The 12,050-nt window shown below is 63.8% G+C and carries 8 protein-coding genes, 1 rRNA gene and 1 other annotated feature; of the genes, 4 read left to right on the top strand and 5 right to left on the bottom strand.

Annotated elements, in window-relative coordinates:
- The 3 genes from vreR to vreA all read right to left on the bottom strand — a co-directional run bounded on the left by vreR (window position 1) and on the right by vreA (window position 2,288).
- Complete coding sequence (gene vreR, locus FHW81_RS11580; RefSeq protein WP_034071436.1) at window positions 1-960, bottom strand: anti-sigma factor VreR; 960 nt, start codon at window positions 958-960, stop codon at window positions 1-3.
- A gap of 69 nt (window positions 961-1,029) precedes the next feature.
- The gene (gene vreI, locus FHW81_RS11575) at window positions 1,030-1,575 is read right to left on the bottom strand and encodes an RNA polymerase sigma factor VreI (RefSeq protein ID WP_003085329.1); all 546 of its coding nucleotides are present in this window, start codon (window positions 1,573-1,575) and stop codon (window positions 1,030-1,032) included.
- Window positions 1,572-2,288 (bottom strand): TonB-dependent outer membrane receptor VreA, encoded by a 717-nt coding sequence (gene vreA, locus FHW81_RS11570; RefSeq protein ID WP_003120815.1) that lies wholly within the window; start codon window positions 2,286-2,288, stop codon window positions 1,572-1,574. The genes vreI and vreA overlap by 4 nt, the downstream gene beginning before the upstream one ends.
- Window positions 2,289-2,453: 165 nt before the next feature.
- On the opposite strand from vreA, the gene FHW81_RS11565 reads away from it, so the two are divergent.
- On the top strand, window positions 2,454-2,774 hold the full coding sequence (locus FHW81_RS11565; RefSeq protein WP_003085325.1) for a hypothetical protein: 321 nt from the start codon (window positions 2,454-2,456) through the stop codon (window positions 2,772-2,774).
- 117 nt (window positions 2,775-2,891) lie between these two features.
- Here the strand turns inward: FHW81_RS11565 and pigA are convergent, their stop codons facing one another.
- Window positions 2,892-3,488, bottom strand: a complete 597-nt coding sequence (gene pigA, locus FHW81_RS11560; protein WP_003085321.1) for a biliverdin-producing heme oxygenase PigA — start codon at window positions 3,486-3,488, stop codon at window positions 2,892-2,894.
- 251 nt (window positions 3,489-3,739) lie between these two features.
- Between pigA and imuA the strand changes: the two genes are divergently transcribed.
- The 3 genes from imuA to dnaE2 are packed head-to-tail and all read left to right on the top strand — an operon-like array spanning window position 3,740 to window position 8,839.
- On the top strand, window positions 3,740-4,345 hold the full coding sequence (gene imuA / locus FHW81_RS11555) for a translesion DNA synthesis-associated protein ImuA (RefSeq protein ID WP_031639058.1): 606 nt from the start codon (window positions 3,740-3,742) through the stop codon (window positions 4,343-4,345).
- Window positions 4,346-4,352: 7 nt separating this feature from the next.
- Window positions 4,353-5,768 (top strand): Y-family DNA polymerase, encoded by a 1,416-nt coding sequence (locus FHW81_RS11550; RefSeq protein ID WP_034071434.1) that lies wholly within the window; start codon window positions 4,353-4,355, stop codon window positions 5,766-5,768.
- Window positions 5,744-8,839 (top strand): error-prone DNA polymerase, encoded by a 3,096-nt coding sequence (dnaE2, locus tag FHW81_RS11545; RefSeq protein WP_078452377.1) that lies wholly within the window; start codon window positions 5,744-5,746, stop codon window positions 8,837-8,839. The genes FHW81_RS11550 and dnaE2 overlap by 25 nt, the downstream gene beginning before the upstream one ends.
- Window positions 8,840-9,193: 354 nt before the next feature.
- On the opposite strand, the gene rrf is transcribed toward dnaE2, so the two are convergent.
- Window positions 9,194-9,309, bottom strand: a 5S ribosomal RNA gene (gene rrf, locus FHW81_RS11540).
- Window positions 9,310-9,465: 156 nt separating this feature from the next.
- Window positions 9,466-11,827: a sequence feature (most likely nonfunctional fraction of RNA operon), on the bottom strand.
- Between the last annotated feature and the right edge of the window lie 223 nt (window positions 11,828-12,050).

Genomic DNA, 12,050 nt, shown 5'->3' with positions numbered 1-12,050 from the left:
TCAGCCGAGCAGCACCACCCCGCCCGGCAGGCGGGTGACCTCGATGCCATAGGCATCGCAGATCAGGGTCGCCACGTCGGCCAGTTGATCGAGGCTGAAACGGGCCTGGACCCGGCGTCGGCCAAGGGCCTTGTCCAGCAGCAGGAGCATGCCGGGACGGTAGCGGTTGATTTCGTCGATCACCGTGGCCAACGGTACGTCGTTGAACACCAGCATGCGCTCGCGCCAGGCCATCACCTCGGCAACGTCGAAAGGCACCGGCGGACCGTTGCGTCGCTCGTCGAAGGTCAGCTGCTGGCCGGCCTGGAGGTCCAGGCGCTGGCCGAGGTGTTCGAGCCGCACGCTGCCCTCCAGGCAGGTCACCACGCAAACGTCACCGCTGCTGCGCACATTGAAGCGGGCCCGGCTGGCGCTCAGCCAGGCGCTCCCGGCCATCACCCGCAGGCTGCTCTGCGGCGGGTGGCTGGCGATGATCTCGGCCTCGCCGCCGAGCAGTTCGATGGTTTCCTGCTGCTCTTGATTGCGCCGCACGTTCAGGCGGGTGCGGGTGTTCATCTCGATCCGCGTCTCGCCGCTCACCTGCACCTGGCGCTGCTCGCCGACCGCCGTGACGTAGTCGGCGCCGCCCAGGCCATGGTCGAGCAGCGACGGGCGCAAGACGAACAACGCCACCGAGGCGGCCAGCGCACCGCCGACGAACCAGCGACGACCGAAACGCCTCGGCGCGATCTGCGCCACGGCCGGCGGCTCCAGCGGCAGAGCGGCGGCACTGCCGAGTGCCTGCCAGAGATCGCGCGCCTCGACGAACGCTCGCAGGTGTTGCGGGCTGCGCGCACACCACTGGCGGAAGGCCCGCGCGTCGCCCTGGGTGACGCGTCCGGAGGTCAGGCTGATCACCCAGGCGTGCGCTTCGTGGCGAAGGTCGCCGGTTTCATCGGCGGCGGAGTCTGAGGCTGTCATGACTGTGCTGTACGGACACCGGAATGGCTCATGGGAGGGATATGGCGGCGGTTTTCCACCTGCTTATGCTTATGACGGTTTTCCGGCCCCGGGACCGAACCTCTGGATGACTTTTCTTTCCAGGCGCTCCGCGCAGAACCACAGGGCGGCCTTGAGTTCCTTCTCCACGGTGCGGGTGGAAATGCCGAAGCGACGGGAGATTTCCGCATGCGGCGTCTCTTCCAGGCGCGAGGCGATGAGAATCTGCCGACGCCGCGCCGGCAGTTCGCAGAGCGCCTCCAGCAGGCGACGGATCTCGGCGTGACCGCCGACGATGCGCTCCGGGTCGAGGCCTTCGTCGGCCACCTGCAACAGCTCCGCCACCTCCTCCCCGGTGAGCAGGCGGGCGTCGCCCTCGCGGCGGTCGGCGGCAATGTTCAGGGCAATACGGAACAGGTAGGCCTGGGGCTTCTTGACCTCCAGGGCATCATCCAGCCGGTCGACTCTCAGGTAGGTTTCGTGCAGCACGTCGCACGCCAGGTCCTCGGAGCCCAGGCGCCGTTTCAGGCGCGCCTTGAAGTCGTCGTAGGAGGCGAGGAACAGCTTCACCATCGCGCTTTGCCGCGAATCGCTCATGACCCTCCCACTCCCTCCGTCAGCTTGCATTCCATGGCCTTGCCCGTCGTCTTCGGCAGCAACAGGATGGTCAGCGGCTGGGCCAGCGTAGCGGGCGTCGCCTGCATCACCCGCACGCCGCGCAGGCTTTCCACCAGGGCGCTGTCCCGCTGCGGGTCGCCGGTCGAACCGAGCAGGCGACTGTGGCGAACCTCGCCGAAGCGACCGATCCAGAGTTGCAGCACCGCGCGATAGGTACCCGGACGAGTGCGCGGCGAGCGGCACAACTGTTCTTCCAGCGCCGCCTGGACCGCTCCCGCGTAGCGGCGATCCAGCGGCTGCTCGACCTTCGGCATCTCTGCCGGCAGCGGCGCAGCATTCCTGACGGCCTGCGCCGGCAGCAGGGTGAACGCTTCCTGGCTGGTGTAGCGCGCCATCAGGCCGGTTCCGCCGAGCAGTCGGGTCAGGGCGTCGCTGGCGGTGAAGCGCCCCTGCAAGCGGGCCGAGCGCCGTCCACGGGCCAGCTCGCCATCCACCAGAACCGCCATTCCCGTCACCCCGCTGTAGGTCACCAGCGCCGATGCCAGGCTCTGCGGAGGAATATCGAACGCGTGCACCGCCAGGCGCAACGGCGGCCTGCCGCCATCGCCCGGCACGGCGCCGGACGCCGGCAGCAGCATGCCGAGACCGAGCAACGACACTGCGCACGACCTTGCCACCCCGAGGATCGACATCAACGGATTCCAGTCCGAACTACCCGGTTCAGGCCAGATGGCCATCACCCAGGAGGGACATCCTGATGGCACTGTGTGACTGTGGTGTGACGGTACCTGCGGTGACATGTTTTCACCGATTGCCGTATAAGCGGGAAACCACCATCCCAGCGCGGGAGAATCGCCATGCACCGTTCATCGCAGGTTCTGCCGGCCCTGATCCTGGGCCTGGCCATGAACGCCACCCTGGCCGACGAGCCGACGCCGCCGGCGAACTGCATCAACACCGAGGTCAACGGCTACCAGGCTTTGTCCTATGAATGCCTGAGCCAGCAGATGACCGATCCTGACAGCGCGGCCAGGGCCCGCCGCGAACAGGAGCTGGATTCCGCCGCCATCGTCCGGCGTCCGCCAAACCAGCTCGGCCTGTACAACCAATCGGCGACGCGCATTCGCCTGGGCACCTCGTTCGGCAACTCAGTGGAAGCGCAGCGGCCGCCTCGCTAAGGGTCTCCGCAGGTCCGCGCTCCTGGCCGGCGGCGCAAGACAGAAAACCCCGGCAACCAGGCCGGGGCAATCGTCGTCGGCGAGGTTGGCCGCCGATCAAAGGACAAGGAACGCCCCTCAGGCGAAGGTACGCTCCAGCAGGTCGCCGAAACGATTGAAGGCATCGCTGGCGCCCTTGGCGGCCAGGCGCTCTTCTTCCTCGTTCAGCTCGATGCCGTCGAGGATCGCCACGAAGCTCTTCCAGCCTTGCGCGCGGCCGCCTTCCGGCTCGGCCAGATGGCGGGCGCCGAAGTTCTCGTCGAGTTCGAGCGCGGCGGCTTTCTTGAACAGGAACGCAGCGCCCAGCTTCGAACCTTCGGAAACGAACAGCCAGCCCAGTGCCTCGGCCAGGCTCAGGTCGGCCTCGCGCACGCTCTGGTCGCCCTCCGGCACCGGATGGCCGAGGTCCGCCAGGTCTGCACGAGCGGCGTCGTCGCGGGCGCGGGAAGCCAGGCCGGGGAACAGGCGGGCCAGCGCTTCGTTGCGATAAAGCGGCTCCAGGTCATGCTGGAAGAGGTACTGGGCGGCGACGAAGCGGGCGAAATTGTCCCGGCTGGCGAAGGGTTCCTTGCTCTTCACCAGGCTCTCCAGGCGCTGGTGCGGCTCGTTGGTCAGCAGGTTGAGGCGTTGCGAACGCAGGTTTTGCCGAGTGGATTCAGGGGCCAGGGTATCCATAGGGGAATTCCTTTCGAGGGACGGAACGCACTGGGCCGACATAGCATGCCCAGGATCAATAACGATTCTCAATTATATTCGTTATTGAATCTCAATGTCACATGAAAGGATGCCGACCGACTGCCATTGACCAGAAAAGGACTACAGCAAATACTGTATTTACATACAGTATTCGAGTTATTTCCTTGGCCTCCCTTTCATCCGTAGCCGACATCACCCCACCCGCAGCCGTCGCCGGACGAGGCAATGGCATAGCGCTGAGTGCGCTGCTCGACGCACGTAGGATCTGGAAAGGCCAGTCCGCTATACCGGCCGGTGCTTCCCAGCCTACCGGGCATGTGCACCTGGACGCACTGCTGCCCGGCGGCGGTTGGCCGGAGCATGCCCTGAGCGAAATCCTCCATGCCCGCGACGGTGTCGGCGAACTGCAACTACTGATGCCGACCCTCGCTCGCCTGACCCAGGCGCAACGTCGCGTCGTACTGGTCGGCGCACCCTACGTACCCTATCCGCAGGCCTGGCTGGCCGCCGCGGTCGACCTGCGCCACCTGGTCCTCTTGCAGGCCAGCGGACGCGACGCCTTGTGGGCTGCCGAACAGTGCCTGCGCTCGGGCAGTTGCGCCGCTGTGCTGTGCTGGCCGCAGCAGGCCGACGACCGCGCCCTGCGCCGCCTCCAGGTCGCCGCCGAAAGCGGCCAGGCCCTGGGTTTCGCCTATCGTCCCCTGCGCGAAGCGGTCAACCCTTCGCCGGCAGCGCTACGCCTGTGCATCGAAACCCGCCCCCCACGCCTGCGCATCCTCAAGTGCCGGGGCGGCCTCGCGCCGGCGACCGCCCTGCCAGCCAGCGCCTGGCAATGAGGCGGCCATGCTCTGGGCTTGCATTCTCCTGCCGCAACTGGCCATGGACAGCGCGCTGCGTCAACGGAACAATCCCGACGCACCGCTGGCGCTGCTCGGCGGCCCAGCGCAGCGCCGGCAGTTGCAGGCGGTCAACCCAGCGGCACGCGCGCTCGGCCTGAGGCCCGGTCAATCGCTGATCGCCGCCCAGGCCCTGAGCCGGGACTTCGCCACGGCGGAATACGACCTCGCCGCCGTGGAGCGCTGGCAGGCCTTCCTCGCCGCCTGGGCCTACGGTTTCAGCTCGCAGGTCAGCCTGCACTATCCGCGCGCGCTGCTGCTGGAAGTGCAGTCCAGCCTTGCCCTGTTCGGCCCCTGGCCACGCTTCGAGGCCCGCTTGCGCAAGGAACTCACGGCGCTGGGCTTCCGCCATCGCCTGTGCCTGGCGCCGAACCCGGTGGCGGCGAGGGTCCTGGCGAACAGCCACGACGGCCTGGCCATCGAGGACGAGACAGCGCTGCAACGCCAGTTGTCCGCCCTTCCGCTGGACCGCCTGGGACTCTCGCGGGAGCTGGCCGTCGCCCTCGGACGCATGGGACTGCGCCATCTGCGCCAGGTCCTCGAGTTGCCGCGCGCCGCCCTGGCCCGTCGCTTCCCGGCCGAACTGCTGTTGCACATCGACCGCCTCTGCGGCCGCAGCCCGCTGGCGCTGGAGCACTACCGGCCGCCGGACACCTTCGACCTGCGCATCGAACTCAATTTCGACGTGGAATCGCACCAGGCCCTGCTCTTCCCCCTGCGACGGCTGAGCGCCGATCTCGCCGCCTTTCTCGCCGGACGCGACAGCGGCGTGCAGCGCTTCACCCTGCATCTGGAGCATCACGGGCGCGCCGACAGCCAGGTCACGGTCGGCCTGCTCAGCGCCGAACGCGAGGCGGCCATGCTCTTCGAACTGACCCGCGGCCGTCTCGAACAGCTGCAACTGCCCGCCCCCGTGCATGCCGTGCGCCTGGAGGCCCGCGAGCTGCCTCCTTTCACGCCGCAGCACCGCGAACTGTTCGACGAGCGCCCACAGCAGTATCTCGGCTGGGAACAGTTGCGGGAACGCCTGCGCGCGCGGCTGGGCGACGAGGCGGTACAGGGCCTGAGCGCCGTCGCCGAACACCGTCCGGAGCGAAGCTGGCGGCCGCACAGCTGCGACAGGGCGCAATCGCCGGCAGTCTGCGGCCTCCGCCCCGGCTGGCTGCTGGCGGAGCCACGCCCCCTCGGCGAGGCCTTGCCCACCGTGCTGGCCGGCCCGGAGCGGATCGAGTCAGGCTGGTGGGATGGCGAAGACATCCGCCGCGACTATTACCTGGTGGAAACCCGCAGCGGACAACGTGCCTGGGTCTATCGCGAGGTCGGCAGCGAAGGGCCGCTGTGGCTGCATGGCTGGTTCGCATGAGCGCCTACGCCGAACTGCATTGCCTGTCCAACTTCAGTTTCCAGCGCGGCGCCTCCAGCGCCGCGGAACTCTTCGCCCGTGCAGCGCGCCTGGGCTATCGGGCCCTGGCGATCACCGACGAATGCAGCCTGGCCGGTATCGTGCGGGCCTGGCAGGCGGCGCGGGAGCATCAGGTACAACTGATCATCGGCAGCGAAATCCGCCTCGAACAGGGGCCCAAGCTGGTCCTCCTGGCGGAGGACCTGGAGGGCTACCAGAACCTCTGTCGCCTCATCACCCGCGGCCGGCGACAAGCCGACAAGGGCCACTACCGGCTGCTGCGCGAAGATCTGCAACAGCCGCTCGCCGGCCTGTTGGCGATCTGGTTGCCGAACGACCATGGGGACGAGCAGGCTGCCTGGCTCCGCGAACGCTTCCCCCAGCGCCTTTGGCTGGGCGTCGAGTTGCATCGCGGCGCCGATGACGATGCCCGCCTGGACAAACTGCTCGCGCTCGCCTCGCATCTCCGGCTACCGCCCGTGGCCTGCGGCGACGTCCACATGCACGCCCGCGGCAGGCGAGCCCTGCAGGACTGCATGACAGCGATCCGCAACCATCTGCCGGTCAGCGAGGCCGGCGCCTATCTCTTCCCCAACGGGGAACGCCACCTGCGTACCCTGGAGGCCCTGCAGGGGATCTACCCGCAAGCCCTGCTGGCGGAAACCCTGAAGATCGCCGAACGCTGCCGGTTCGATCTGGAACAGCTGAAATACCAGTACCCACGCGAATTGGTACCGGCCGGACACGACCCGGCGTCATGGCTCCGCCATCTCACCGAACAGGGCATCGCCAGGCGCTGGCCGAACGGCGCGAGCGCCAAGGTCCGCAAGCAGATCGAGAGAGAACTCGAGCTGATCGCCGAACTGGGCTATGAAAGCTATTTCCTCACCGTGCAGGACATCGTCGCCTTCGCCCGGGGCCGGAAAATCCTTTGCCAGGGCCGCGGCTCGGCGGCCAACTCGGCAGTGTGCTTCGCCCTCGGCATCACTGAGTTGGACCCGGACCGGACCAACCTGCTGTTCGAGCGCTTCCTTTCCCGCGAGCGCAACGAACCACCGGACATCGACGTGGATTTCGAACACGAGCGCCGCGAGGAGGTCATCCAGTACGTTTTCACACGCTACGGACGCCAGCGCGCGGCGCTGACCGCGGTGGTCAGCACCTACCACGGCGCCGGCGCGGTGCGCGACGTAGCCAAGGCCCTGGGTCTGCCGCCCGAGCAGGTCGACGTCCTGGCCAACTGCTGCGGCCGCTGGAGCGACCAGGCCCCCAGCGCCGAACGCCTGGAAGAGGCCGGCTTCGATCCGCAGAGTCCGATCCTGCGCCGGGTGCTGGCCCTGACCGACGAGTTGATCGGTTTTCCGCGCCACCTCTCGCAGCACCCCGGCGGCTTCGTCATCTCCGAGCAGCCATTGGACACCCTGGTCCCGGTGGAGAATGCCAGCATGGCCGAACGCACGGTGATCCAGTGGGACAAGGACGATCTCGACGCGGTCGGCCTGCTCAAGGTCGACGTCCTCGCCCTGGGCATGCTCAGCGCCCTGCGCCGCAGCTTCGACCTGATCCACGCGCTGCGCGGCGGCAAGCGGTTGAGCATCGCCAGTATCCCGAGCGAAGACCCGGCCACCTACGAAATGATCAGCCGCGCCGATACCATCGGTGTGTTCCAGATCGAATCGCGCGCCCAGATGGCCATGCTGCCACGCCTGCGCCCGCAGAAGTTCTACGATCTGGTGATCCAGGTCGCCATCGTCCGGCCGGGGCCGATCCAGGGCGACATGGTGCATCCTTACCTGCGCCGGCGAAACGGTGAAGAGCCGGTGGCCTATCCATCGGCCGAACTGGAGAAGGTCTTCGAACGTACCCTGGGCGTCCCGTTGTTCCAGGAACAGGTCATGGAACTGGCGATCGTCGCCGCCGACTACACGCCGGGCGAGGCGGACGAACTGCGTCGTTCGATGGCCGCCTGGAAGCGTCATGGCGGCCTGGAACACCACCGCGAGCGGCTGACCCGGGGCATGCTCGCCAAGGGCTACGAGGCCGACTTCGCAGCACGCATCTTCGAGCAGATCAAAGGCTTCGGCAGCTACGGTTTCCCTGAATCCCACGCCGCCAGCTTCGCCCTGCTCACCTACGCCAGCAGTTGGCTGAAACGTCACGAGCCGGCGGCCTTCGCCTGCGCCTTGATCAACAGTTGGCCGATGGGCTTCTACAGCCCCGACCAGTTGCTCCAGGACGCCCGCCGCCACACCCTGCAGACACGCCCGGTGGATGTCCGCCACAGCGGTTGGGATTGCAGCCTGGAGCCGTTCGGCCAGGCGCAACCGGCCATACGCCTCGGCCTGCGGATGATCCGAGGCTTTCGCGAGGAGGATGCCAGGCGTATCGAGCAGGTCCGGGAGGCCGAGCCGTTCCTCGACGTGCACGATCTCGGCCGACGCGCCAGGCTCGACGCCCGGGCCCTGGAGTTGCTGGCCGATGCCGGCGCCCTGCGCGGTCTCGCCGGACACCGGCACAAGGCGCGCTGGGCCGTCGCCAGCGTCGAGCCGCAATTGCCACTGTTCGCCGAAGGGACCGTCATCGAAGAAACCACGGTCAGCCTGCCGCTGCCTTCGCGCGGCGAGGAACTGCTGAGCGATTACGCTCTCCTCGGCACCACCCTCGGCCCGCATCCGCTGAAACTCTTGCGTGGACAGCTCAAGGCCCGCCGCTGCCGCGACTCCCGCGAACTGGCGAAACTGGGACATGGACGACCGATACGGGTCGCCGGCCTGGTGGTCGGCCGGCAGCGCCCACAGACCGCCAGCGGCATCACCTTCATCACCCTGGAGGACGAGTTCGGCATGCTCAACGTGGTGGTCCGGCACGACCTCGCCGAACGGCAGAGGCGGCCATTCCTCGAGTCCCGGCTGCTGCAGGTGGAGGGCATCCTGGAGTCCTCCGGCGAGGTGCGCCACGTCATCGCAGGGCGCCTGCATGACCTGACCCCTCTACTCACCGGCCTGGACGTCCGCAGCCGGGATTTCCATTGAGACAAAGAAAAAGGCAGCTCGAGAGACGAGCTGCCTTGGGATGGCCAACAGGGATGGCCACGAAGGGGGGAGCGCTCAAGATACTGTTTATTCATACAGTAAATCAAGCGATTCCCTTCATCGGAAGCCACCTTTCGTCTTTCTCCTCGAAGCGAGGCTCTAACTCGCGGATCGGGATAGGTACGGCGAACGCAAGAGCGCCAGCGCCATGCGGATCCCCCCGGACTCTCGCTACGCTAGACGCGAAAGAGGACATGCCAGGAGGGTTTCGGCAAGGTGAACAGGAAGCACGCCTTTTTCCGCGCGCAAAAGCAAAACCCCCGGTCATCGCTGACCAGGGGTTTTGGGATAGGAGCTTGACGATGACCTACTCTCACATGGGGAGACCCCACACTACCATCGGCGATGCGTCGTTTCACTTCTGAGTTCGGGAAGGGATCAGGTGGTTCCAACGCTCTATGATCGTCAAGCAATTCGGTTGGATATCCGTTCGCTTGGGCTTACGTCTATCCGGATTCAGGTATGTGATTTCAAGGTGTTTGCGGTTCATGCGAACTTTCGGTTCGTCGACTTCACCTTACAACACACAATCATCAGATTGTTTGGGTGTTATATGGTCAAGCCTCACGGGCAATTAGTACTGGTTAGCTCAACGCCTCACAACGCTTACACACCCAGCCTATCAACGTCGTAGTCTTCGACGGCCCTTCAGGGGAATCAAGTTCCCAGTGAGATCTCATCTTGAGGCAAGTTTCCCGCTTAGATGCTTTCAGCGGTTATCTTTTCCGAACATAGCTACCCGGCAATGCCACTGGCGTGACAACCGGAACACCAGAGGTTCGTCCACTCCGGTCCTCTCGTACTAGGAGCAGCCCCTCTCAAATCTCAAACGTCCACGGCAGATAGGGACCGAACTGTCTCACGACGTTCTAAACCCAGCTCGCGTACCACTTTAAATGGCGAACAGCCATACCCTTGGGACCGGCTTCAGCCCCAGGATGTGATGAGCCGACATCGAGGTGCCAAACACCGCCGTCGATATGAACTCTTGGGCGGTATCAGCCTGTTATCCCCGGAGTACCTTTTATCCGTTGAGCGATGGCCCTTCCATACAGAACCACCGGATCACTAAGACCTACTTTCGTACCTGCTCGACGTGTCTGTCTCGCAGTCAAGCGCGCTTTTGCCTTTATACTCTGCGACCGATTTCCGACCGGTCTGAGCGCACCTTCGTACTCCTCCGTTACTCTTTAGGAGGAGACCGCCCCAGTCAAACTGCCCACCATACACTGTCCTCGATCCGGATCACGGACCAGAGTTAGAACCTCAAGCATGCCAGGGTGGTATTTCAAGGATGGCTCCACGCGAACTGGCGTCCACGCTTCAAAGCCTCCCACCTATCCTACACAAGCAGGCTCAAAGTCCAGTGCAAAGCTACAGTAAAGGTTCACGGGGTCTTTCCGTCTAGCCGCGGATACACTGCATCTTCACAGCGATTTCAATTTCACTGAGTCTCGGGTGGAGACAGCGCCGCCATCGTTACGCCATTCGTGCAGGTCGGAACTTACCCGACAAGGAATTTCGCTACCTTAGGACCGTTATAGTTACGGCCGCCGTTTACCGGGGCTTCGATCAAGAGCTTCGCTTGCGCTAACCCCATCAATTAACCTTCCGGCACCGGGCAGGCGTCACACCCTATACGTCCACTTTCGTGTTTGCAGAGTGCTGTGTTTTTAATAAACAGTCGCAGCGGCCTGGTATCTTCGACCAGCCAGAGCTTACGGAGTAAATCCTTCACCCTAGCCGGCGCACCTTCTCCCGAAGTTACGGTGCCATTTTGCCTAGTTCCTTCACCCGAGTTCTCTCAAGCGCCTTGGTATTCTCTACCCGACCACCTGTGTCGGTTTGGGGTACGGTTCCTGGTTACCTGAAGCTTAGAAGCTTTTCTTGGAAGCATGGCATCAACCACTTCGTCATCTAAAAGACGACTCGTCATCAGCTCTCGGCCTTGAAACCCCGGATTTACCTAAGATTTCAGCCTACCACCTTAAACTTGGACAACCAACGCCAAGCTGGCCTAGCCTTCTCCGTCCCTCCATCGCAGTAACCAGAAGTACAGGAATATTAACCTGTTTCCCATCGACTACGCTTTTCAGCCTCGCCTTAGGAACCGACTAACCCTGCGTCGATTAACGTTGCGCAGGAACCCTTGGTCTTTCGGCGTGGGTGTTTTTCACACCCATTGTCGTTACTCATGTCAGCATTCGCACTTCTGATACCTCCAGCAAGCTTCTCAACTCACCTTCACAGGCTTACAGAACGCTCCTCTACCGCGTCACTTACGTGACACCCGCAGCTTCGGTGTGTGGTTTGAGCCCCGTTACATCTTCCGCGCAGGCCGACTCGACTAGTGAGCTATTACGCTTTCTTTAAAGGATGGCTGCTTCTAAGCCAACCTCCTAGCTGTCTAAGCCTTCCCACATCGTTTACCACTTAACCACAACTTTGGGACCTTAGCTGGCGGTCTGGGTTGTTTCCCTTTTCACGACGGACGTTAGCACCCGCCGTGTGTCTCCCATGCTCGGCACTTCTGGGTATTCGGAGTTTGCATCGGTTTGGTAAGTCGGGATGACCCCCTAGCCGAAACAGTGCTCTACCCCCCAGAGTGATACATGAGGCGCTACCTAAATAGCTTTCGAGGAGAACCAGCTATCTCCGAGCTTGATTAGCCTTTCACTCCGATCCACAAGTCATCCCCTACCTTTTCAACGGGAGTGGGTTCGGTCCTCCAGTCAGTGTTACCTAACCTTCAACCTGCTCATGGATAGATCGCCCGGTTTCGGGTCTATACCCAGCGACTAAACGCCCTATTAAGACTCGCTTTCGCTACGCCTACCCTATACGGTTAAGCTTGCCACTGAATATAAGTCGCTGACCCATTATACAAAAGGTACGCAGTCACCTAACAAGTAGGCTCCCACTGCTTGTACGCATACGGTTTCAGGTTCTATTTCACTCCCCTCTCCGGGGTTCTTTTCGCCTTTCCCTCACGGTACTGGTTCACTATCGGTCAGTCAGTAGTATTTAGCCTTGGAGGATGGTCCCCCCATGTTCAGACAAAGTTTCTCGTGCTCCGTCCTACTCGATTTCACTTCAAAGATCCTTTCGCGTACGGGGCTATCACCCACTATGGCCGCACTTTCCAGAGCGT

The sequence above is a fragment of the Pseudomonas sp. RC10-4-2 genome, from assembly GCF_050433085.1.
GTDB classification, from domain to species: Bacteria; Pseudomonadota; Gammaproteobacteria; order Pseudomonadales; family Pseudomonadaceae; genus Pseudomonas; species Pseudomonas aeruginosa.
The sequence above is the reverse complement of the archived record's forward strand: the minus strand, read 5'-3'. Positions and strand labels throughout refer to the sequence as shown.

What these genes read in the sequence shown, in the direction of transcription:
- vreR (WP_034071436.1), bottom strand. Translation starts at nt 960, where the DNA reads ATGACAGCCTCAGACTCCGCCGCCGATGAAACCGGCGACCTTCGCCAC.
- vreI (WP_003085329.1), bottom strand. Translation starts at nt 1,575, where the DNA reads ATGAGCGATTCGCGGCAAAGCGCGATGGTGAAGCTGTTCCTCGCCTCC.
- vreA (WP_003120815.1), bottom strand. Translation starts at nt 2,288, where the DNA reads ATGTCGATCCTCGGGGTGGCAAGGTCGTGCGCAGTGTCGTTGCTCGGT.
- FHW81_RS11565 (WP_003085325.1), top strand. Translation starts at nt 2,454, where the DNA reads ATGCACCGTTCATCGCAGGTTCTGCCGGCCCTGATCCTGGGCCTGGCC.
- pigA (WP_003085321.1), bottom strand. Translation starts at nt 3,488, where the DNA reads ATGGATACCCTGGCCCCTGAATCCACTCGGCAAAACCTGCGTTCGCAA.
- FHW81_RS11550 (WP_034071434.1), top strand. Translation starts at nt 4,353, where the DNA reads ATGCTCTGGGCTTGCATTCTCCTGCCGCAACTGGCCATGGACAGCGCG.